The sequence below is a fragment of the Synechococcus sp. PCC 7336 genome (assembly GCF_000332275.1).
Classification (GTDB): domain Bacteria; phylum Cyanobacteriota; class Cyanobacteriia; order Thermostichales; family PCC-7336; genus PCC-7336.
Genome location: NZ_CM001776.1, coordinates 450,491 through 473,353, shown reverse-complemented (window position 1 = coordinate 473,353; position 22,863 = coordinate 450,491). Strand labels below are relative to the sequence as shown.

Sequence of the window (22,863 nt, the reverse complement as noted above, 5' to 3'; positions counted from 1 at the left end):
TCAAAATGGCATGTCGCCCATCCTGGATGGAGGAAAAGAGTAGTCTGGACGTACTGCGCTATTCACTCGTCGCAATGCCCAAACTGAAGCAGTTGGACAAGCTCCTCGACAGTCTCCGAGCCCTCAAGCACCAGCCTGTGAATGAGGAAAGCATCGCGCTGTTGCAGCAAGCTCTCCAGAGCAAGTTGGGCGTCGTAGTCTGTAGAGCAGCTCGAGTTAGCGCAGACTTGAAGGTCGAATCCCTCGTCCCCGAGATGGTAGAGGCTTTCGAAAGGCTGACTCACAATCCAGTGGATAGCGATCCGGGCTGTCTGGGCAAGGTCGGGATCGTGGATGCTTTGCGTCAGCTACAGCAGCGGGAATACGATTTGTTCCTGCAAGGGATTTGCTACCAGCAGTGGGAGCCCATCTGGGGCGGTCGGGAAGATCGAGCAGGCCACCTTCGGGGGCAATGTGCTCTTGCTTTGGCTGAGGCTGGATACTCAGATACCCTGCTCGCCATTGGTGATTTGTTAGCGGATCCAGAAGTGGAAACCAGAGTGGGCACAGCTCGAGCGATCGCCCAGTACGGCAGTGTCTGCGGAATTCCCTTATTGCGCCTGCGGGCTCTGAGCGGAGAAACATCGCCTCAGGTCTTGGAAGCGTTATTTGCCGCATTGATAGCCCTTTGCCAACCGCAGTCAGAGGCGATTGCCTTTATCGCCAGGTTCCTGGAGTCAGACTTAGCAGATGTCCCCGCCGTCGCGGCACTGGCTTTGGGAGAGTCTCGGCATGCGGCAGCGTTTGTGGCGCTCCAGGAATGGAGCGAACGCACGGTCGATCTCCAGCAGCAGCGTGCGGCTATGGTGGCTATAGCAACGATGCGCTTGCCTGCAGCTTTCGACTACCTATTCGGAGCGATCGAACGGGGTTCGGATGCCGAGTCGGCGATCGCCCTGGAATCCCTCGCGATCTACCGAACTGACATCGAAATTTGGGAACGGGCAGAAATGGCCCTGGCAAAGCGCAATGCTTGAGTTTTTGTCTGCACGAGAGTAGGTTGGGCCAGATGGGAAAGGGAAGCGAGTAAGGCGATCGCCTCTCTCTCAAAAACTGCTCTACGATCGCGCTTCAGCCTCGAAATGGCGATCGCTTATTCCTATGCCTGCCTTGCCCACTTGACATCTATTTTTCTATGACTAGAGACACAATCGCGCAGATAAAGATTGATTAGGCTTTGATAGGGAATTCCAGATTCCTCTGCCATGTCTTTAAAATATTCAATTACATCTTCACTCATCCGAATCGTTACCTGTTTTTTCAGTTTAGAGGCATACGGATTTTTGCGGCTCCTCATTTTAGAGAAATCGTATTCATCTTTCATTGCTTCTCTCCAGAATAGTATTTACGTTCGGATCTTGTCGCCTTCCTTGCTGAGATTATTCGGATTGCATTCCCTCTTTCCCTTTCGCAATGGCACACTACCAGTACTCTCAATCTAATACTCATTCCGAGCAATATAAATCGATCTTCTTCCTCTGAATACTCATCGTCAAAAAATTGAATCGCGTTTTCATCAAAGAATACTGAGCGAGCCTCGTCAAAAGAAACTCCATGCTTCTCCTGGTTTAATTGACTTTTTTGAGAGTCCCATTCAAACTCAATCATACATACATTATATTTACGTTGTATGTATGCGTCAACAGAGTAGTCAGTACCCCACTACATCTCATCTTCACGTTCTTCCAGAAGGGCGATCGCGAGCGGACACATCCACGGTTCTAGGGAGGACGGCTAACCTGCGATCTCGAGCATCTGCATCTTTAGTGAACTAAACCGAGTCTAGTCTGAAACCCGTAGTTTTGATAAGACATCTATTAGTCCCTCTCACGAGCGCTGTCGATCGCTGCATTCGCCCCCTAAATCCCCCATTCTGGGGGACTTGGCGACAGTGCTAGCTGGGGTTTGGAGACGGGGAAGAAGAACCGGCGAATCAGCCGGTCATTAAAGTTGTAGAACGAAGCCAATAGCCTCTCACAAGTCCCCCACTGGTGGGGGATTTAGGGGGCCGAGTGCAACGCCTAAAAACTCCAGGTCTCAACATAGATGCGGTTTATATCGACTCATAACTCCAACATCTTTTATTGAGGCGATCGCCTCTCTCTCTCAAGAACTACTTTACGATCGCGCTTCAGCCTCGAAATGGCGATCGCATCTCCCTAAAGCCTCACATCACTCAAAAGACATTTACAAGCCGTAAATTTCGATAGCATAACGCTAACGCTAACCGGCACGTAGGGAAGCATCCGAGTTGAGCGCCTTGTTGGGCAAGGCTTATTGTGCGAAGACGACCTGCATAACCTGCAGCGCAAAACGCGCTGATACCGTAGCGGGACCACCCCCCATTTCTATACCGACTTCGACAGCTTCTAATACCTCGTCATAGGTTGCGCCCGCTCCGGTGCATTGCATTGTTATACAGCTTTTACTGAAACAGGCTTAATTGTGCGGGTTGAGTTGAGAAAGCGACCCCGTTGTCCAAACAGGCCAATGCTTCACGAATGTTCTCTCCTAGTCTACGCGCGGACTCAACGGGCACAGCATTGCCGATTTGCTTGTGAATGTCACGTTTATTGTGACCAAGGAACTCCCAGTCATCGGGAAATGTTTGGAGACGTGCGTATTCGCGGTGGGTAAATGAGCGCAGACGAGAAGCATGAATTCGCCATAAGGTTACATCAGCATTCGGATTCCTGATGTGTTTACCGTTCTCTCGGTCTTTATTTTCACGTCGAGCAACGACATTACCTTGTGCCCAACCCCATACAGTTGCGGTGTCCACAGCGGGAAAAGGGTCATCGAAAGAACGGATTGGGTTGCCATCTGACGCAGTGCGAGAAAATCGAACAGGAACGACTTCTTCAGTGGAGGAGAATCTTTTTCCTGTTTCTTTGTGGACAGCGCTCGATAACACCGCTGTCCGTCAATTTCATCCACCGCCGGATTGACTGGATGAACGATGTATCCAGCCGATCGCAAATACTGCGCCACCCGATAGCTATCCCGATGGGGTTTATTGGAATGTCCCACCACAGCAATAGTCTGGGCCTCCTCCAATAGTTGACTCGTTACGCATTGGTTATCTTGCAAATGTCATACAGCCTTTCAGCCTCGAATTGGCGATCGCGTATTCCTAGATACCCACATCATTGATAGCATGAAAGTATAGCTGGGCAGCAGTCGGTAAATTTATTCTCCTTCAGAATTGTGTGATTTGTCCGCTTCGGGAGTGAGTTATGCAGCAATTTATATTCGGGATAGCAACTTGTCATATTCTGCATGGGAGCCAATCCAGAACCAAATCATAGTATCTCCATCTTGCCGACCAACTACTCGATAGTTTTTGCTAATTCGAGCTGAATAGATGGGCATTTTTGCATGAACTTGCTTAAAGCGTAGACTGGGATGCCCCGGATCTTGTTGAAACTGGCGATAAGCTTTGCGAGCCCGCTCTTGAGCTTGATTGGGTAACTTAGCAAACGCCTGACGGAATTTAGCTGTAGTTCTGGATTTCACAGTGTTTCTGGATTCAGCTCTTGAGTCTGACCAGCACGATGCTCGGTCATCGCTTCAGCAGCCAGATCGGCCAAAATCCCTTGAGAGTTGGCAAACGCAGTATCCCACTGGAGCTCTTCTTCTAGTTCCTCCATGATTAGAAGGGCGATCGCATCCTGTTTGTCATCAGGAAGGGTCTTCAATTGCTCAATTGCTCTTTCGAGGAGTTCTGTCATGGCGATTTAAGCGATATAGGTTAGAGATACCCTAATTATGGCTTGAATGCGAGAGCTGACCATTGCCAGTGGGAAATGTTGGGATACGAAGAAGCCCAACCGATAAGATGGGCGATCGCGAGCAGACATGTCTATCGATCTGGGGAGGAAAACTAACAGGCGATCGCGAGCATCTGCAGCACCTTGTATTCAGGCGATCGCCTTTCTCTCAAGAACTACTTTACGATCGCGCTTCAGCCTCGAAATGGCGATCGCATCTCCCTAAAGCCTCACATCACTCAAAAGACATTTACAAGCCGTAAATTTCGATAGCATAACGCTAACGCTAACCGGCACGTAGGGAAGCATCCGAGTTGAGCGCCTTGTTGGGCAAGGCTTATTGTGCGAAGACGACCTGCATAACCTGCAGCGCAAAACGCGCTGATACCGTAGCGGGACCACCCCCCATTTCTATACCGACTTCGACAGCTTCTAATACCTCGTCATAGGTTGCGCCCGCTCCGGTGCATTGCATTGTTATACAGCTTTTACTGAAACAGGCTTAATTGTGCGGGTTGAGTTGAGAAAGCGACCCCGTTGTCCAAACAGGCCAATGCTTCACGAATGTTCTCTCCTAGTCTACGCGCGAACTCAACGGGCACAGCATTGCCGATTTGCTTGTGAATGTCACGTTTATTGTGACCAAGGAACTCCCAGTCATCGGGAAATGTTTGGAGACGTGCGTATTCGCGGTGGGTAAATGAGCGCAGACGAGAAGCATGAATTCGCCATAAGGTTACATCAGCATTCGGATTCCTGATGTGTTTACCGTTCTCTCGGTCTTTATTTTCACGTCGAGCAACGACATTACCTTGTGCCCAACCCCATACAGTTGCGGTGTCCACAGCGGGAAAAGGGTCATCGAAAGAACGGATTGGGTTGCCATCTGACGCAGTGCGAGAAAATCGAACAGGAACGACTTCTTCAGTGAAGGAGAATCTTTTTCCTGTTTCTTTGTGGACAGCGCTGCGAAATCCCCATTCAGGATCGTGGTTTGGTAACCGAGGCGGCCGATCGTTGTCGTTCGCCAGATCGAATAGGTGATTGCGAATCGCTGTTAATGTTGCATCAGGAACGGGAAGATGATAACCGCGAGGAGCTTCACCTAAGAACGCGACAAAGACAAATCGTCGGCGTGTCTGGGGAACGCCATGAAAACACATTTTGAATATGTTGTGGAAGACAACGTACCCGGCGTCCTCTAGTTCCCGTGTGATTCGCTGAGCGAATGGAATGCCCGTTTCTGGACATTTCATGGTTCGCAGATTCAGAACGTTCTCGATAACAATGACGCGAGGTTGGTTGTTCGCCGCCAGCCGAACAACGTATTTGTAAAGATGATTGCGCGGGTCTGTATCTTGACGATTCCCGCCGAGTGAGAATCCCTGACAAGGTACGCCAGCCAACAGCACATCAGGAGCATTCGTCGTAGAAAGCGAATAGTCGCTTAGGTCTGCTTGTGAGACGTCCCATTCGGGTCGATTGGCCTTCAAGGTTTGAACCGCAAACGGCTCTAAATCCATCGAGTGTTGGTGCTGAAAGCCTGCAAGTTCAAATCCAAGATCGAGTCCACCGGCGCCTGCGCAAAGGCCATGAATAGTGAACGCTGTTGTCAAGTTTGTACATCCTGCTTGAGTTGTACGTCTGGCCCCGGCGAAGAAGTTGACCGATACGCCACGAACTTGTGCTGCCGCCCGGCGTGGGGATTGTCCCGCCAAGTTGCTTGCAATTCGTTCGTCGTCAGGTCGAACTGATAACCACACATCACACGTTCTGCTTCGAGCCTGACGATCTCCCCCTTTTTTACCACATCGTCACTGGGTGACCAAGAATCGGGGAGAACCAGCGTTACCTGTCGCTCGACGCCGTCGAGTAGACCGTATGGCGTTGGAGCTACATACATCTTTCTGTCTCGGAGAAGAATGTCCCCGTAGCTGCCCATTCCTCGAATGCTTTTGTTCTTGTGAACGTATTCATCGTCAGCATTTAGAAACGAACCGTGGCACAATACGAGGTCGAAAACGGAGTACTCGTTTGTGTCCGGTTTAGCGGGATATCGACCGAAAACATACATAATGTGACGACCACGATAAACACCGTGTGGAATCTGACTGTTGCAGTCATAGTCGGCCACGCGACCGGGGAAGCCAAGTCCTTTGATTTCGTAACCGACGGGATTGTGTACAAGCCGAAAATCCGGGTAGGTATTCCGACCCGGCTCGTCGAAGTCCAAGGATTGCGACTCCAACAGGAGCTTGAACCAGTTTTGGAAGTGGAATTCCTTGTCCTGTCGGTTCGCTCGTTGAATCAGGACGCCGTCTGAAATTGCGGTTGATGCTGCGCCGAATAACGAGCAAACGGAGTGTGAGAGCGCGTCCATGTCATCATTCGCGTCCGTCATACTCGATATCTTAATTTGATTAGATACACTTGCTGCATAACTATTATTTATTAGACTGACTCATTCTGCCTAACACACCTCTACGGGGCTATTAGACAGAAACTTTCCGTATAACTCCCCGATCTGGGTGTTTAGTCCGACCGGTTTTCCGCATATACCCCCCATCGGGGTATTTAGCCCAATTCTCGCAGTAATCGATTGAGTTTGATGTGCCTTTGGTCGGCCCAATATACCAGAACAGGTAATTTGGCTGAATGGGTGTCAACTCACTATTCTAAACTCAATCTGACTGAGAGCCAGGGGAGTGGAGGAAAGCGATCGCCACCTCTCTCCAGTTCCATCGCCCTTAAACCTCGAATTCAAAATCTCCGCTTAACAGCAATCCCCAAGCGATGGTGCTCAACTTTGATGCAAGCATCCATCACCACGATCGCCCCTCCCGCCACCGCCACCCGAGCCGCCCCTTCATCCACAACCCCCAACTGCGCCCAAATCCCCTTAGCCTGAATCGCGATCGCCTCTCTCACAATCTCAGCCAAAAACTCAGACCGCCGAAACACATTCACAATATCCACCGCCTCCGGCACCTCCGCCAGCGTTCGATAACACCGCTGTCCGTCAATTTCATCCACCGCCGGATTGACTGGATAAACGATGTATCCAGCCGATCGCAAATACTGCGCCACCCGATAGCTATCCCGATGGGGCTTATTGGAATGGCCCACCACAGCAATCGTCTGGGCCTCCTCAAGTAATTGACGAAGCGTTTCATCATCAGGATTAGCAAACATCACACTGGCTCCAAACCTTTCTTCGATCCTAGGCACGATAATGCGGTTGATAGATGTGGAGACTGACTGTGGCGATCGCGCACAACATTATCGAACTAGACACCGGAGCAGGCATTCAAATCTACAACCTCACCCCCCAAATTGAAGCAGCCCTTGCCGCCACACCGATCCTCAACGGTCAAGTCTTGGTCTTTTCGCGACACACCACCACCGCACTAGCCATCAACGAATGCGAAGACCGATTGCTGGAAGATATGAAAACCTACCTGCGCAAACTGGCTCCTGAAGGCGATCGCTATCTCCACAACGACCTCCACCTACGCCCCAACATCCCCCCCGACGAACCCAAAAATGCCCACTCCCACCTGATGGCCATCACCCTCAGCAGCAGCGAGGTCATTCCCGTAGTGAGTGGTAACCTAGCCCTCGGAACTTACCAATCGATCCTGTTTTTCGAACTAGACGGCCCCAGACATCGCAGCGTTTCCCTACAAATCAGTGGCGAGTCATTTCAACGTCAGTTCGACAAGTCACTGTCCCCAGCCCCTACCGCGCGCAAAGCGTAGCATCAGCTGTAACTTTAGGATTGGAGAAGACCAGAAAAAGACCAGCCAATATTGTCGACTGTTTCTCCCCTCTCCCTGGGGAGAGGGGCCGGGGGTGAGGGCCATACAGCCCTATCGAACTCAGGAAATTTAGGACTCGATCTCTTATCCGACGATGATTTAGAGTAGGACGGCATCCCTTTTGCACGGGGCAAGCTTCTCCTTACGATCGCCCGAGAGAAGCAAGCCACACAGCCCATTCGCCAACCGCCTCGCGAGATATCGCTTCAATCCGATGGAAGAACAACTAGCCTCCCTACAACAAGACTTAGCCACCCTGCTGCCCCAAGCCCAAACCCTGGAGGAGCTAGAAAAAATTCGCATCGATTTTCTAGGCAAGAAAGGCAAACTCTCCAAAATCTTGGCCTCAATGGGCAAACTGCCCCCCGACGATCGCCCCCGCATGGGAGCCCTCGCCAACGAGATCAAAACTCAACTGCAAACCAACCTAGAAGCGCGCAAAACGGCACTTGAAGACGCGGCCCTCGCAGCGCAACTGGCCGCAGAAACTCTAGATGTGACCATGCCCGGCCCCTACATCCCGATTGGGCGCGTCCACCCCCTGCAGGCCACCATCGATCGCATTCTCGATATCTTTGTGGGCATGGGCTACACCGTCGTTCACGGTCCCGAAATCGAAACTGAGTATTACAACTTCGAAGCCCTCAACACCCCCGAAGATCACCCCGCACGGGATATGCAGGACACCCTGTATCTGGAAAATGGCTACCTGATCCGCACCCAAACCTCATCGGTGCAGGTGCGCTACATGGAAGAACACGCCCCCCCCTTCCGTATCGTCCACGCCGGTCGAGTAGTGCGGCGCGATACCGTCGATGCCACCCATTCCCCCGTCTTTCACCAAGTGGAAATCTTAGCCGCCAGCGAAAACGGCATCAGCTTCGCCGATCTCAAGGGCACCCTCAACACCTTCATTACACAATTGTTGGGAGAACGAGAAACCCGCTTCCGCCCCAGCTACTTCCCCTTCACCGAGCCCTCCGCTGAAATGGACGTGAAATTTGGCGATCGCTGGCTAGAAATATTTGGCTGCGGCATGGTCGATCCCAATGTGTTTAAAGCCGTCGGTTACGATCCCGAAAAAGTCACTGGATTTGCTGCGGGATTTGGTGTGGAACGGCTGGCGATGGTGTTGCACGAGATTGACGATATTCGCAATTTCTACAACAGCGACCTACGCTTCTTGCGCCAGTTCTAAGAGAGTCGAGAGGTGACTGTGACTTTCGGGCTGTCCCCGTCACGATCTAAACTGCCTGCGGCATTCCCGGAGATCCATCCAGCATGAAAGCAACCATTGTCGGCGCCGGACGCATTGGCACAGCTCTCGCTCGCATGGGAGAGGCGATCGTGGTGCGACGGGGAGAACCCATTCCATCTGAAGAGGGGCCGATTTATGTCTGCACCCGCAACGACGATCTCGATGCCGTTGTGGGTGCCACCCTGCCCAACCGCCGCAAAGATTTGGTTTTTCTGCAAAACGGCATGTTGCGCACCTGGCTGAAGAAGCAAGGACTGCAGGACAATACGCAGGCCTTGATTTACTTTGCGGTGCAAAAGCGGGGGGACAAGCCGGTGGATGGCGGTGGCTCGGTGGTTTGGGGTCGCTGGGCCGAAGCCTTTGCCAATCTGCTCAACTCCGCCGGGATTGAATGCCTTGTGGTCGATCGCTCCAGCTTCGATCGCCAAATGGTCGAAAAACTCCTGTGGAACTGCATCTTCGGCCTGCTCTCCCAACGCCACGCTGCTCCTGTCGGCGCAGTGGCCGATCGCCACCGCAGCGAGGTCGATTGTTTGGTGGACGAACTGGCACCACTGGCGGAGCGAGAACTCTCGATTCGGCTAGAACCCGGAGTGGCGCAGCGGCTGTGCGATTATTCGCGATCGGTGCCCGACTATCGCGGTGCCGTCAAAGAGCTACCCTGGCGCAATGGCTGGTTTTTAGCGATCGCCCACACTCCCAAACACGTCCAGTGGCTGCGAGAAGTCGGCATTGCCGTCTGACATCCCGACCCACAGTTTGACCTCAATGTGCTTTACTTCTATTTTTGTCATCGACGGGGCAGGGGCGATCGCTCAAATCTATACAAAAGTTAAGACCGGTACCCATGCGGAAGACATTCTGCCCGAGTGAATCAATCGCCAGAATTAGGTAGAAATACTTTAAGGATAGATTGTCTCGGGCGGGGAATTCTCGTCAGTACGGTTTGTTGAAGACTCCATGAAGCCTGTGGAGATTTGAAACTGAGAGACTACAATAGTTTGCGGAATATGTAGGCATTCTGTCCTATGGATGTATTCCTCGCTCCTTTTCCCTAACCAGAAGTCCCGTTCTAACCAGAAGCCTTATGGAACTTGCCTATCAATACGTTTGGTTGATTCCGATTTACCCGCTGTTCGCAGCCGTCGCTGTCGGAATTGCCATCCTTGCCGCCAATCGCTGGATTCGCTCCATTCGCAAAGTCGCCTCTGGCTTTAGCGTGTTTGCCATCGGTACGGCCATGGTTCACGCGATCGCCATCCTGGTCGACCAAGTTCGAGGGGGCACATCCTTCTACCAATCGTTTGTTTGGGGGCAAGCGGGAGACTTTGTCTTGCGCATGGGCTTCACAGTCGATCACCTGGTCGCCATGATGCTGGTGGTGGTCGCCACCGTCGCATTTCTGGTCATGGTCTACACCGACGGCTATATGGAGCACGACGAAGGCTACGTTCGCTTTTATGCCTATCTCAGCCTGTTTAGCTTCTCCATGCTGGGCCTCGTCTTGAGCCCCAACCTGCTGCAAATCTATGTGTTTTGGGAGCTGGTGGGAATGTGCTCGTACCTCCTAATCGGCTTCTGGTACAATCGACCCGCTGCGGCAGAAGCTGCCCAAAAAGCATTCGTGACAAACCGGGTCGGCGACTTCGGCCTATTGCTGGGGATGCTCGGCCTGTATTGGATTTCCCACACCTTCGAGTTTGAGGCAATGGGGCGAGCTGTGGAAACGGCGGTTGAATCGGGGGCGGTCAGCATTGGGCTGGTGTCTCTGTTTGCCGTGCTGGTGTTTTTGGGGCCTGTCGCCAAGTCGGCACAATTCCCACTGCATGTCTGGCTGCCCGATGCGATGGAAGGCCCTACCCCGATTTCGGCCTTAATTCACGCTGCCACGATGGTGGCGGCGGGTATCTTCTTGGTGGCGCGCATGTTCCCCGTGTTTGAGGGCGTGCCGATTGCAATGCAGACAATTGCTTGGGTAGGAGCTGTGACGGCCTTTTTGGGGGCTAGCATTGCCCTGACTCAAAACGACATCAAAAAGGGTCTGGCCTATTCCACCATGTCCCAGTTGGGTTACATGATGATGGCGATGGGGGTAGGAGCCTATGGGGCCGGTCTGTTCCACCTCACCACCCACGCCTACTTCAAGGCCATGCTGTTCCTCTGTTCTGGCTCTGTCATCCACGGCATGGAAGGGGTGGTCGGTCACAACCCCGTCGTCGCCCAAGACATGCGAGTCATGGGCGGCCTGCGCAAATATATGCCTTTCACTGCCATCACCTTCTTAGTCGGCACCCTCGCCATTTGCGGCATTCCGCCTTTTGCCGGCTTCTGGTCCAAAGACGAAATCTTGGGCTCGACTTTTGCGGTCAATCCCGCCCTCTGGGCGATTGGTTTTATCACCGCCGGTCTGACAGCCTTCTACATGTTCCGCATGTACTTCCTCACGTTTGAAGGGGAATTTCGCGGCAATGATGCCAAGCTGTGCGCTCAAGTGGCCCGCAGCGGCGGCGCTCCGGTTCCGGCCTACAGTCCGGCGTTCGCTGCAGGCTTCGGTCCCGGTGCGATGAATACCGAGGAGCTCGAAGCCACCCAGGAGTATAGCGATCGCCATAGCGACGACGGCGATCGCCACGGCCATGCCTCCGAACCCCACGAGTCCCCTTGGACGATGACGATTCCATTGCTGACTCTGGCCATTCCCTCCATCTCGATCGGCTTGCTGGGCACCCCCTTCGCCAATTTCTTCGAAGCCTTTATCCATCCCCCCAGCGAAGTCGTGGAGGGAACGGCGATCGCGCTCGGCCTGGAAGAATGGGCTGACGTGGCGGCCGGACAGTTCGAATGGTCGGAATTTCTGCTTATGGGGGGCAGTTCGGTCGGCATTGGGTTGATTGGGATCGCCTTAGCGGTGTTGATGTATCGCCAGAAGGCGATTGACCCAGCGGCGATCGCGGCCAAATTCAAGCCACTCTATTTGCTTTCCCTCAAAAAGTGGTACTTCGACGAGATTTACGACACCGTCTTTGTCAAAGGCACTCGCCTCGCCGCCCGAGAAGCCTTAGAAGTCGATCAGCGGATTGTGGATGGCGTGGTGAACTTTGCCGGTCTAGTCACCCTGATCTCTGGCGAAACTCTGAAATATTTTGAGAGTGGCAAAGCGCAGTTTTATGCCCTAGTAGTGTTTGCCTCCGCGATCGCGATCGTCGTCTTTTCCGGCGCAGGTCTCATTTAGTGTCGAGAGAACCTTCGTCAGCATTCGGAGTTAGTGATGAATTTGCCCAGTTCCCCAAGTGAATTTCCCTGGCTGACAGCGGTGATTTTATTTCCTGTTGTAGCCGCTTTAGCCATTCCCTTTATTCCCGATCGCGAGGGCAAAGGCCGTCCGATTCGCTGGTATGCCTTAGTCATCGGCCTGATCGACCTGCTGATGCTCGTCGCCGGGTTTTACACCAGTTACGACCTGGACAGTTCGGGGTTGCAAATGGTCGAACGTTACGACTGGATCCCCCAAATCGGCCTCAGTTGGTCGGTGGGTGCAGACGGGCTGTCTATGCCTCTGATTCTGCTGACCGCCTTTATCACGACGCTGGCAACGCTAGCGGCCTGGCCCGTTACCTTTAAGCCCCGCCTATTTTACTGCCTGCTGCTGTTCATGTACGGCGGTCAGATTGGCGTGTTTGCCGTTCAAGATATGCTCCTGTTTTTCCTCATGTGGGAGTTGGAGCTGATTCCGGTTTACTTGCTGCTGTCCATTTGGGGCGGCAAGAAGCGACTGTATGCAGCCACCAAGTTTATTCTCTACACCGCAGGGGGATCGCTGTTTATTTTGGTGTCAGCCTTGGCGATGGCCTTCTTCGGCGATACGGTCACGTTTGACATGACCGCTCTGGCGGAGAAATCTTATCCCTTCGCCTTGCAGATACTCCTGTATGGAGCTTTCCTCATCGCTTACGGCGTCAAGCTGCCCATTATCCCCCTGCACACTTGGTTGCCCGATGCCCACGGCGAAGCCACAGCCCCCGTCCACATGCTGCTGGCAGGAATTCTGCTGAAGATGGGGGGCTATGCCCTCATGCGCATGAATGTCGGCATGTTGCCCGATGCCCACGTCTATTTCGCGCCGGTTTTGATTGTTTTGGGGACAGTAAACATCATCTATGCGGCACTCACCTCTTTTGCACAACGCAACCTCAAGCGCAAGATTGCCTATTCCTCGATTAGTCACATGGGCTTCGTGCTGATCGGGATTGGCTGCTTGACAGAGATCGGCATGAGTGGCGCGATGCTGCAGATGATCTCCCACGGTTTGATTGGGGCCAGTTTGTTCTTCTTGGTGGGGGCCACCTACGATCGCACCCACACGCTCGAACTGGAGGAAATGGGGGGTGTCGGTTTGAAAATGCCCCGTATCTTCTCGATGTTCACCATCTGCTCGATGGCCTCTCTCGCCCTGCCGGGAATGAGCGGATTTGTGGCCGAGGTCATGGTGTTTTTAGGGCTGGCCACCAGTACGGCCTTTAATCCCGCCTTCACCACTACGATGGTGATCTTGGCGGCGGTGGGCGTGATTCTGACCCCCATTTACCTCCTGTCGATGCTGCGCCAGATCTTCTTCGGTCCCGAAAATGAGGAACTCGTCTCCCACGAAGAACTCATTGACGCCGAACCCCGCGAGGTCTTCGTAATTGCTTGCCTGATAGTCCCTATTATCGGTTTGGGCATGTATCCCAAGTTGATGACCCAGGTCTATGACGTGAAAACGAATGCTCTCGTCGCAACTCTGCTTGACTCGTTGGAGCGGCCCGCAGCTTCGGAAATTGCACTCGAAGCTCCTGCCGCCTGGATATCTCCGACCGCCACTCTGCTGCAGGCACCAGAGATTCCTTAGGTCTCGCGGCTAGGTTGTCCCCAAACATGACGCATAAGCCGTCACGTTGCTCGCTCGATGTGAGGATCTACCTCAAGCGGCGGGAACGACGCTCTTGTGCAATGCGGCGCAGACTGAGTTCGTCGGCCTTCTGAAAGGGATTGCCCTGTTTAAAGGGGCGAATATCTGGGAAAAACAGCGATCGCGCCATCGCAATCCCTGGCTCGGTCAAGACAAACCCCACATTGCCAAAGGTCCGAATGAGGTCCTGTTGGGCCAACTCTTGTAGCGCCTTATAGACTTCCTCGAAGGCGGCATCGCAGATCTGGATACCGATCGCCTCGCGATCGAAAAACCGTCCGGGATATACCTGACGGTAGCCCAATAAATCGCGAAATCGAATCGGGCCTTGCAATTGCTCCTCAAACCAAGTCAGGTGCTGTCGAAAGTCCCAGCCTTCCTCTCGGCAGAGCAATCGATACTGCTCCAACATCTCCTCGTAACGAGCTTGGCGATATTCCGCTGTCACTTGACGGCGATGCTGCTCGAAGACTGGATAGTAAGCTGCAAGCAGCTCATTGGTCAGACCATCCACATCCCAATCGCAATCCAGGTGAATCCAGGCAATTTTTAACGCCTCAGTCTGAAGTGCGGATAGGGCAGTCAAACTAACTTCTCTCAAAAGACTGTGGTGTAAGCATGCCCGCTTTTCTGCAAGGATGGAACCTCTTGGCAGAAGAATGAGGTTAGCAAATAGGTTTGCAGGGCGATGTCTTGCTCGATCCGATCGCGAATGGGGCGTGAGGGATTTGAACCCCCGTAAGGCAAATTATGAGTTTGCTGCCTAAACCACTCGGCCAACGCCCCGGCAATACCCACACTAACGCCACCTAGCGAGAAAGCTCAAGCCCAAGTCCAAGTCCAACTCGGCGACTCACTGAATTAGCCGTGCCTTCAAGTCGGCGAGAGAAAACTGCTCCAAGGGCCAGCCCTCATTAGGGTTCCGATCGCCTTAGCTGTCGGGCAAATTGACTGATATCTCCTAGGCTTGCGGTGGGAAGCGTAGCCGAGCGCTCGGTTGGGACAGAAGGAGATGCAGATTTGGGCCGAACTAACCGTCGCAGGCTATCCCACAGCAGCGGTAGAGCACTACTGCCCACCACTCCCGCCAGTAGGAAACCGATCGCGCTATCGGCCCAGGTCCAGCCCAGACCCCAAACCGCTAGCGCTGCCACAATCGCTCCGATCGAGCCCAGGATATCTGCCATCACGTGTAAAGCAGCCCCCCGCAGATTTAAATCGCGATCGCTGTGGCGGTGTAGCAGGCGCAGGTTGATGCCATTGACCGCCAGTCCGACGATCGCGGTTGCCACGACCGGCAGACTGAGAATTTCGCGGGGGGGATGTTGAATGTGGCGAATGGCTTCCCAGGCAATCAAAACCGACACGAGACTGAGGCTGGTGCCGTTAATGAGGGCGGCAACGGATTCAATTGGCTGCGATCGCAGAGCCGGATGTCGGGCCAGCCAAGTGGCGCAAAGAGCAATGGCCAGGGCGATCGTGTCGGAGAGCATGTGTCCGGCATCGGCCCGTAGAGTCAAGCTATGGCTGAACGAGCCCACCAGCCATTCAATCGCGGCAAAGCTGGCAACGAGGGCGATCGCGCCGCTGAGGAGCCACTGCTTGTCGGGGGCGAACTGAGAGGGTTGCAGGCAGGTACAGCTAAAATTCGCGCGCATTTCGATGCTCGATTAGTCAGAATTTAGATTCAACATCGCTGTCAAGCCTTCAACTGTGGCTGGGATAGAGGCTGGATCGACAAATACCACCTTCGCACTGGGACTTTGACCGACTGTCGTCCCCATATCGATATAATTTTGGGCTAGCAAGAACTGCAAAGCGCTCTCCGCCGTGGCTCCGCTCTTGAGAGTATTGGCGATCGTAGCCAGCGCCTCCGCTGTACCCTCAGCTCGCAAGAGTTTCTCCTGTTTTTCTGATTCGGCCCGCAACACCCGCGCCCGAGCTTCGCCAGCGGCCTGGTTAATTCTGGCCTGTTGCTTCCCTTCAGATCCTAAAATAGCCGCCCGTTTTTCCCGTTCGGCAGCCATTTGTTTTTCCATCGAATCTTGCACCGTGCGGGAGGGATTAATATCTTTAACCTCAACCCGAGTCACTTTAATCCCCCAGGGATCGGTAGCTTCATCTAGTTCGTTCAATAGACGAGCATTAATTTCTGTGCGGGAGGAGAATGTCTGATCTAATTCCAAACGACCGATTTCGGACCGCAAAGCAGTGAGGACCAAATTTACTAAAGCGCGCTCGATATCTTCCACCGCATAATAGGTTTTCACCATATCGGTAATGCGCCAGTACACCACAGCGTCAGCCTGCAACGAGACATTATCTTTCGTGATGCACTGCTGGGGGGGAACATCTAAAACCTGCTCCCGAATCGTGTCTTTAAAGACGACCAACTCGATTGGAAACAAAATTACTGAAAATCCGGGCGTGAGCTTGCGGCTATAGCGACCGAGCCGCTCGACCAACGCTTCGTATCCTTGGCTAATAATTTTAACCGATTGAAAAAAATAGCCGATGCCGATTAATACAAGCGCACCAATGACTGCTGCCATTCGTTTTTACCTCTATTATGTATATTTCTAGGTGTATTGACCCTACACAGTGCTTTGTGCTTTCAAGTCAAAGGAAACAAGGTTAAGATCCCGCTGGCTGGGAGTTGACGAAATGTTCGGGCATGACAATTAAGGTATTGCCTTGACGCTCGATCACATAAAGATCCAGTCCTGCTGGAATTGTTAAGTCTTCCACTTCGCATTTCGCATTCCAAATGGAACCGGAATAGCGCACCCGCCCTTTTTTCCCGGCAGGAATTTCCGTTAGCGATCGCGCCTCGCGACTTTCTTCCAAATCGAAAGACTGTTGCGGTACGCACCTACGGGAGAGAAAAATCAAAATAACGGTGACCCAAAACCACACCAGCCACTGCACCGCTAGGGGAAACACCAACGAGACTAGGGCAGCCAGCAATGCCCCTACGCCTGCCGATCCAAACAGAAAACCTGGAATTCCGATTAGCTCGGTTGCCAATAGGATAATTCCTACAATCGCCCATACTTGCCAAGCAATCATTTGATTTAACTACATACGCTATTTAAAAGTATACAGACGAACAGAGGGCCAGTCTGCGTAGGTCCGATCCCACTCAACTGCTGAAATCCTCAGTCCTATTGCCGTCGATGCAAAATTTTCCAGCATTCTCTCCTCCTCTCTAGCACACAACTCGTAGGGCTTACAGATCGAGTGTGCCCATTCTTCAGGCTGACATTGAGGGGGCGATCGAACTGCTCGGTCGTGGGAGAGCAGCGAAGAGCTGGACTCTGGCGCAAAAGTCCTTTATGTCCCTTGGGTATGGCGCAGCCACCAGACGATCGCCCGCTGCCTCAGGGCAAACCAAGCCTGCGGGTTGAGCTTAATGGCAAAGACACCGTAGGTGACTACTAGCGTCAGGAGACAAAATTTGCCCAGGCTGGAGTAGGTCTCGATGATATGGGTGGCGCTCCAGCCATGTTGCCAGTTGAGTCGATTCATATCGCCACCAGCATCGCCCGCTCCAAAGATGGACCCCCAGGGGATCTCCCGCAGGCCGAGTTCGATCGTGTGCCACTGCCAGAAAGCTTGACAAAAGGTACCGGCGGCCACAATCAGAAAGGCAAAGCGCCAAAAATCCCAGCGCAGTCGATCGGGCAGGGGGAAGTAGAAGCAGACCATGAGAAAGGTGCTGAGATAAAACTCGCCCCCGATACCTCCAAACGAGAGCAGCAGATCGAAGCTGCGAACGGGCATCAGCCAGGTCATGTAGAACTGCAGCACTGCCAGGGAGGCGGCGATCGCCACGGCCCAGCGCTTGCCCTCGCGCCAGCCGGAAAACCCGAGCAAGGCCAGCAGGAAGAGGACGCCCAAATAAACGAATAATTCTCGTTCGAGGTTGACATTGGTCCAGCCGAAGGGGAGAGGGATGGCTCGCCGTCCCGCAAACCAGGCGACAGTGGCGTGGCCGAATTCGTGAATCCAGATATGAAAGGGAAGCATAACAAACGGCAGGATGGTATTGGCTGCCATGCCTGCGATCGCGGCTAGGGGAAAGGCGGCCAAGTTGAGGGTGGGGTTGTCGAATTTAAAGCGGTTGTAGTCGGCTTGGAGATTGAGGTTGGAAGGAAGTTGAAAGCCCGATTTCCAGCGCAGGCTGCGATCGCCTTCGATGCCGTACAGTTTGACGGTTTGCAGGTGGGGCAGTTGCAGTTGAGTGAGGGCAGTGTAGACCAGGGCGGTGGCGGCAGGGGGGTTGGGGGCGGCGTCGGCCTGCAGTTGAATGCTGAGGGTATGGTCTTTCAGGCTGACTTGCGATCGCCCTTTCCAGGGGTAAAGTCCCTTGTCAATCGCTGCGGTCAGGGCGGCGATATTGCCAGCGCGAGCCCGGGAGCTCGTATCGGGTTCGGTGTAGGAAGGAGAGGGTGCCGTTGGGCCTGTATCTGTGGATGGGGATTGAGGGGGGGAGTCGGCGAGGACGTCTTCCAGGAGGGGGAGGGCGCAGTTGGGCTTATCGCAGTAGCGGCTCAGCCAGATGGCGACGGATTTGAATTTTTCGACGGGTAGGGCTTGGATGTCGGCCAGCCAGACTCGGTGGGCCGGGGGAACGATGTCGAGTGGAGTTTTATCGGGGCGATCGAAGAAGGGGGGCAGGGCGGTTAAGAGGGTTTGTTTGTCGGCGTCTTTTAGGACGTGGACGTAGAGGACTGCGCTGGCAACGGTGGGGTGGGGCAGGGGCAGGGGGATGCGGAGCAGGCGCTGGTTTTTGATGAAGCAGTGGCCGGTGAGGGGGAGAGGGTCGGAAGGATTGGGTTGAAGGGGTCGATCGAGGTCAATTGCGGCGATTGGGGTGGGGCGATCGCTGTTGGGAGAGCGGTGCCAGAGGGTGAGGCGATCGACGTTGCTGGCAAAAGTTTGGACTTCGAGGGCAAGGAGGTGGGCTAAAGGGGGGTCGGTTTTGGGAGGTTTGGAGCTTTCGTCCAAGAGGATATGGAGGTGGCGGTCTTTGAGTTTGGCTCGCAGGGGTGGGGTGTCGTCGGGCAGGGCCTGTTGCAATAGTTGCTGGATTTCGCTTGCTTGCATATACGGTGTTCCCTCGACCGCGACTGGATTGTTGCAGCGATCTGGCCTAGCCAGTCGTTTAAAGCATTCGTTCGGATGTAGGGTACCCAGGGTTTGCAGTGCTGCAATGGGGTTCGATCGCGCCTTCAGGAGCCCTTTGCCACTAACCACAACGGTACTGCCTGAGCGCCAGTCAACTGCAAACCGCTGACCTGCGGAGCCCCAAAAATATAATCCACCCCCTGCACGAGGGGAATAAAAGGAACGCGATCGGCAATTTGTTGCTGAACTTCAGCCAGCAAGTCAGCACGAGCTCGAGCGTCTGTCTCCAGGCGCTGCTGTCGCACCAGATTGTCGATCGTGCGATCGTAGAAATACGAGCCGTGCAAGTAGGTGGAGCCCGCCGTGCAAATACCGTCCTCCGCGCGATCGCAGGACACAAAGGGATGGAGATAATTGTCTGGATCGATAAAATCAGGCGCCCAAGAGAGCAGCACCATTGGGTAAATGCCTTTATCCAGATTGCTAAATAACGTTGCGGCTTCCACCGATCGCAATTCCAACTCAAACAACCCTGCCAGATCGGCTTCAAGCGAAGCTTTCAGGGTAGAGGCAATCAACTCCCCCCGAGAGTTACCCGCTGCATGCCACAGCGTCGTGACGGCGGGATTGCCGGGGCTGAAGCCTGCATCGAGCAATAGGGATTTGGCTGTATCGATCGCGTGTTCCTCATAGGCAGTCAAAAAGGCAGGTTGCGCCCCCGCAACAGTATTGGGAATGAGGGAATAGAGGGGAGAAGCTTGGTTGAGAAACACCCGCTCTTCGAGCAGCGTGCGGTTGATGGCAGCGGCGATCGCCTGACGCACTTCCAAGCGATCGAGCGGGGGTTGGGTGACGTTGAGGACGAGATAGCGAATCAAGGAACTGGTTTGGGAGGCCACTTGCCAATTGCGAGTTTCCCGCTCGTCTAACAGGGTTTGGATTTGGTTCGGTTCGAGGGTTTGGAACGCCAGATCGATTGACCCACTCTTAAAAGCGTTCAGCAAGGTCGCGCCAGTATTGAAAAATTGAATGTCTATGCCTTCGTTGAGGGCTGGTTCACCCCAGTAGGCCTCGTGGCGATCGAGCACGAGACGGCTGTTTTCGGCATAGTCCTGCAGTCGATAGCGACCCGTTGCCACGACAGCTTCGGGGGTAAACTCCCCGATCGCGTGGGCTGCAGGCGAAACGGCGCAGGTGCCGGGAAACGCCAACACGGCAGTAAAGGCACTGAAGGGGGAGCTGAGCCGAATCGTCAGCTCCAGCTCGCCAGTCGCTGTTATCGATCTCACATTGTCCGCCAGCAGAAAGGCCGGTCGTCCGCCATTGCGGACGAACCGCTGTAGCGAAAACGCCATCGCTTCGGCATTGAATGCCGAACCATCGTGAAACCAAACGCCCTCGCGCAACGGAATCCTGTAGGTTGTGCCACCGTCACTCACCGTCGGCATCTTGCGAGCCAGCAGCGGCTCTAACTCCGTCTGTCCCGGTGCGTAAGTATAGAGGGTCTCGCCGAGATTGAGCAGGATGTTGAGGGAAACGGGCTCGAAGGCATCTGCCGGATCGAGGGTGCGGATGCGATCGGTGATGCCCATGGCAATGCGTTGATTGGAGTTGCCTCCAGCCACAGTCCCGCTTGAATTGGAGGATGGACCGCAGCTTGCCAAGACGACTCCCGCACCGCCACACCAAGCTAGAAATCGGCGGCGGGAACAGGATAGAGGGCGATCGCCGAGAACCATACAACACACTCCGCCACAAACTGTCCCAAATTATAGGGGCAGGCACTCTGACTGTCCCGCCCAACGCCTGAAACTGCTGGTTGTCGAGGACTGCGAGAAGCGTCTTTGTAATTTTTATACTGATTGACCAAAATTTAAGCTTTAATTCTTAGCTTTTAGATATATAACAAGTCGGCAAACACACTAAAACCAATGGGAATCTTGAATATTAAGAACAATTTTGCCTGCTATAGAGGGACTGAGGATGGAAGCCTTTTTGGTCGTGGTCGCAATTTCTACTGTCTTGCCAGTTTTACTTGTCACACTGCTGTATGCAGTCGAACCACTCGGTCGAAAAAGATTACCCAAGCAAGCCGCCTGATGTTTTATTAGGACTGATTTGGGGCATTCTAAAATCGGCCGCGAGTGAGCGGTCGTTTTTGCTGCTTGTACTTTGCACGACCGAAGATCGACGATATCCAGATTGGGATTCGTAGCTCTGAAGTTGAGGCGATCGCCCTCGCCCCGAGAAACCCATGAACGCATTTTTTATTGCAATCCTCTGCTCTAAAGGAATGCTTTTGGCTCTCAACGGCGAGTCATCTCTACAGCAGCCCAATTCTGCCATTACGACTCGCAAGGCGATCGGACAAATTTTCGCCATTGGCTTTCTCTCCGGTCTCTGCTGCTTTGTGGGCAGTGAATTGCTTCTAACTCTTTTCTCGCAGTAGTTTTTGCACCACTCACCCGAGCAATCGATAGGGATGGTTGAGCTTCAAGCCAAACTTGCCACTCATCAAGCTGCAACCGATCACTTGCCTAAACCAAAAATAACGATCGACGTTACTGCCAATAAAATAGCGACGATATCTTTGAGGCTCAAGCTCTCTTTTAGAATCATCAATCCAAGGATCGTAGTAACAATAAATGATAAGTTTAATATTGTAGATGCCAGTGAGACAGGTAATGATTTGAGAGCCGTACTAAACGATAATACACTCAGTGCGATCGACAATGCGGCCAAGGCAGGCCAAATCAAGCCACTCCATTGGGTAGATATCTGAAATGCAGATTTTTGTTCGGAAAACCACCAAAACGACATTCCGATGAAAGTTCCAAACACATAATAAAAAAGTGTTGTATAGATCGGTCCGATGGTATCTGTACTTATCTTAAAAATAAAATTTCCAATGCCGAGAGTTACCATAGCAAGAATTGCAAGTACATAAGCCATTTTCAGTTTCACCTAAGATTCTTTTCATTAGAGCATACCTGTCTGAACTTATACTTCATGCCTTAAGGCTCCCACTGTCTGCCTTACTAAAGATACGCTTTCAGATAGTCTGGCAATCGATTATTAAGCGCAATATCATAGGAGGTTAACAAATTCCATAATAAATCGGATTTCTAAAAGTACTCATTCTAAATAGCTAGATGACCCGAAACAAGCCTATAGATTGAGAAGTAAAAGTTTTCGCTCTAATCGAGAATATCATACTCTGGAAATTAGGCATTACTAGTCAGAAGGTATTCTGGCAGATATCAGAAAAACGCTATGTGCCTAGAAAGCAAAAGCTTCAAACCTTAAACCGAATCTAGCTTGAAACCCGTAGTTTTGAGTTCCTCCCACGAATGCGGTCAATCGCTGCATTCGCCCGCTAAATCCCCCATTCTGGGGGACTTGAGTACAGTGCTCGTTGGAGTTGGGAGGCTGGGAAGGCGATCGCAGTGACGAACAGTTGTAGAACAAAGCCAAAGTGCCGTGGAGCGAGCCCTGCTGCATCGAGCTCGATTGGCATCAGTTGCTTGCGGCTAAAATCAGCATCGAGGAAGGTGGTGCAATTGAGACAAGGGTTCTCACGCGCTCTAATTCTCAACGCAGACACAATTTCAGCTGCATAAAGCTTGAGAATATCTTGATGTGCTCGAAAAATGGGCAAATATACTTAATACTTATTTTGCGCTGCTGTCTGGCAAAGACTAGAAGATCGCTCTCGGTAAAGCTGCTACATCGCCAATCAATATCTTTATGAAGTTGCTCTACTCATCATGATTAGTGCTCATTGGTAAGTATTTATTCTCATCACGTTCCAAGATTTCTTGGTAAGTATTTATTCTCATCACGTTCCAAGATTTCTGATAAGTATTTATTCTCAGATATGTTTATGCGATCGCTAAAGAG

The 22,863-nt window shown here is 52.8% G+C and carries 22 protein-coding genes and 1 tRNA gene; 7 read left to right on the top strand and 16 right to left on the bottom strand.

What is annotated here, in order from left to right; translation table 11 throughout:
• Positions 1-74: 74 nt before the first annotated feature.
• The gene (locus SYN7336_RS02305) at positions 75-1,016 is read left to right on the top strand and encodes a hypothetical protein (protein ID WP_026100619.1); all 942 of its coding nucleotides are present in this window, start codon (positions 75-77) and stop codon (positions 1,014-1,016) included.
• Positions 1,017-1,138: 122 nt separating this feature from the next.
• On the opposite strand, the gene SYN7336_RS02300 is transcribed toward SYN7336_RS02305, so the two are convergent.
• The 8 genes from SYN7336_RS02300 to SYN7336_RS02255 form a co-directional block, all read right to left on the bottom strand.
• Positions 1,139-1,363, bottom strand: coding sequence for a BrnA antitoxin family protein (locus SYN7336_RS02300; RefSeq protein ID WP_017324299.1), 225 nt, complete (start codon positions 1,361-1,363; stop codon positions 1,139-1,141).
• The gene (locus tag SYN7336_RS02295; RefSeq protein WP_017324298.1) at positions 1,360-1,647 is read right to left on the bottom strand and encodes a BrnT family toxin; all 288 of its coding nucleotides are present in this window, start codon (positions 1,645-1,647) and stop codon (positions 1,360-1,362) included. Before SYN7336_RS02295 ends, SYN7336_RS02300 begins: the two co-directional genes overlap by 4 nt.
• An 817-nt stretch (positions 1,648-2,464) precedes the next feature.
• On the bottom strand, positions 2,465-2,821 hold the full coding sequence (locus tag SYN7336_RS28530) for a DNA cytosine methyltransferase (RefSeq protein ID WP_227498586.1): 357 nt from the start codon (positions 2,819-2,821) through the stop codon (positions 2,465-2,467).
• Positions 2,713-3,096: a CoA-binding protein gene (locus tag SYN7336_RS32125; protein WP_227498585.1), complete on the bottom strand. Its 384-nt coding sequence runs from the start codon at positions 3,094-3,096 to the stop codon at positions 2,713-2,715. Before SYN7336_RS32125 ends, SYN7336_RS28530 begins: the two co-directional genes overlap by 109 nt.
• Positions 3,097-3,551: 455 nt before the next feature.
• A complete protein-coding gene (locus SYN7336_RS02275; protein WP_017324295.1) occupies positions 3,552-3,770 on the bottom strand; it encodes a hypothetical protein in 219 nt (72 codons plus the stop codon).
• A 527-nt stretch (positions 3,771-4,297) separates the two neighbouring features.
• Entirely contained in the window at positions 4,298-5,425 is a 1,128-nt protein-coding gene (locus SYN7336_RS02265; RefSeq protein ID WP_017324293.1) for a DNA cytosine methyltransferase, read from the bottom strand.
• A complete protein-coding gene (locus tag SYN7336_RS02260) occupies positions 5,422-6,210 on the bottom strand; it encodes a hypothetical protein (protein ID WP_017324292.1) in 789 nt (262 codons plus the stop codon). The genes SYN7336_RS02265 and SYN7336_RS02260 overlap by 4 nt, the downstream gene beginning before the upstream one ends.
• 359 nt (positions 6,211-6,569) lie before the next feature.
• On the bottom strand, positions 6,570-7,001 hold the full coding sequence (locus SYN7336_RS02255; protein WP_017324291.1) for a CoA-binding protein: 432 nt from the start codon (positions 6,999-7,001) through the stop codon (positions 6,570-6,572).
• Positions 7,002-7,054: 53 nt separating this feature from the next.
• Here SYN7336_RS02255 and SYN7336_RS24060 point away from each other — a divergent pair, with 53 nt between their 5' ends.
• From SYN7336_RS24060 to SYN7336_RS02230, 5 genes are all read left to right on the top strand, one after another.
• Positions 7,055-7,567 (top strand): secondary thiamine-phosphate synthase enzyme YjbQ, encoded by a 513-nt coding sequence (locus SYN7336_RS24060; protein ID WP_017324290.1) that lies wholly within the window; start codon positions 7,055-7,057, stop codon positions 7,565-7,567.
• Between the two features lie 274 nt (positions 7,568-7,841).
• Positions 7,842-8,825: a phenylalanine--tRNA ligase subunit alpha gene (locus tag SYN7336_RS02245; protein ID WP_017324289.1), complete on the top strand. Its 984-nt coding sequence runs from the start codon at positions 7,842-7,844 to the stop codon at positions 8,823-8,825.
• Positions 8,826-8,908: 83 nt separating this feature from the next.
• Complete coding sequence (locus SYN7336_RS02240; RefSeq protein ID WP_017324288.1) at positions 8,909-9,628, top strand: ketopantoate reductase family protein; 720 nt, start codon at positions 8,909-8,911, stop codon at positions 9,626-9,628.
• 344 nt (positions 9,629-9,972) lie between these two features.
• The gene (locus SYN7336_RS02235; protein WP_017324287.1) at positions 9,973-12,117 is read left to right on the top strand and encodes an NAD(P)H-quinone oxidoreductase subunit 5; all 2,145 of its coding nucleotides are present in this window, start codon (positions 9,973-9,975) and stop codon (positions 12,115-12,117) included.
• A gap of 36 nt (positions 12,118-12,153) precedes the next feature.
• Positions 12,154-13,773, top strand: coding sequence for an NAD(P)H-quinone oxidoreductase subunit 4 (locus tag SYN7336_RS02230; protein WP_017324286.1), 1,620 nt, complete (start codon positions 12,154-12,156; stop codon positions 13,771-13,773).
• Between the two features lie 67 nt (positions 13,774-13,840).
• On the opposite strand, the gene SYN7336_RS02225 is transcribed toward SYN7336_RS02230, so the two are convergent.
• From SYN7336_RS02225 to SYN7336_RS02195, 7 genes are all read right to left on the bottom strand, one after another.
• Entirely contained in the window at positions 13,841-14,419 is a 579-nt protein-coding gene (locus SYN7336_RS02225) for a hypothetical protein (protein ID WP_156819992.1), read from the bottom strand.
• 127 nt (positions 14,420-14,546) lie between these two features.
• Positions 14,547-14,619: transfer RNA gene (locus SYN7336_RS02220), tRNA-Ile, on the bottom strand.
• Between the two features lie 128 nt (positions 14,620-14,747).
• Positions 14,748-15,491, bottom strand: coding sequence for a cation diffusion facilitator family transporter (locus tag SYN7336_RS24055; protein ID WP_017324284.1), 744 nt, complete (start codon positions 15,489-15,491; stop codon positions 14,748-14,750).
• Positions 15,492-15,503: 12 nt separating this feature from the next.
• Complete coding sequence (locus SYN7336_RS02210) at positions 15,504-16,385, bottom strand: SPFH domain-containing protein (protein ID WP_017324283.1); 882 nt, start codon at positions 16,383-16,385, stop codon at positions 15,504-15,506.
• Between the two features lie 82 nt (positions 16,386-16,467).
• On the bottom strand, positions 16,468-16,902 hold the full coding sequence (locus SYN7336_RS02205; RefSeq protein ID WP_017324282.1) for an NfeD family protein: 435 nt from the start codon (positions 16,900-16,902) through the stop codon (positions 16,468-16,470).
• Positions 16,903-17,166: 264 nt separating this feature from the next.
• On the bottom strand, positions 17,167-18,942 hold the full coding sequence (locus SYN7336_RS27615) for a hypothetical protein (RefSeq protein WP_156819991.1): 1,776 nt from the start codon (positions 18,940-18,942) through the stop codon (positions 17,167-17,169).
• Between the two features lie 125 nt (positions 18,943-19,067).
• A complete protein-coding gene (locus SYN7336_RS02195; protein WP_026100618.1) occupies positions 19,068-20,702 on the bottom strand; it encodes an ABC transporter substrate-binding protein in 1,635 nt (544 codons plus the stop codon).
• Positions 20,703-21,217: 515 nt separating this feature from the next.
• On the opposite strand from SYN7336_RS02195, the gene SYN7336_RS02190 reads away from it, so the two are divergent.
• The gene (locus tag SYN7336_RS02190; protein ID WP_017324280.1) at positions 21,218-21,412 is read left to right on the top strand and encodes a hypothetical protein; all 195 of its coding nucleotides are present in this window, start codon (positions 21,218-21,220) and stop codon (positions 21,410-21,412) included.
• 80 nt (positions 21,413-21,492) lie between these two features.
• Here the strand turns inward: SYN7336_RS02190 and SYN7336_RS28520 are convergent, their stop codons facing one another.
• Entirely contained in the window at positions 21,493-21,927 is a 435-nt protein-coding gene (locus SYN7336_RS28520) for an EamA family transporter (RefSeq protein WP_156819990.1), read from the bottom strand.
• Positions 21,928-22,863 lie beyond the last annotated feature (936 nt).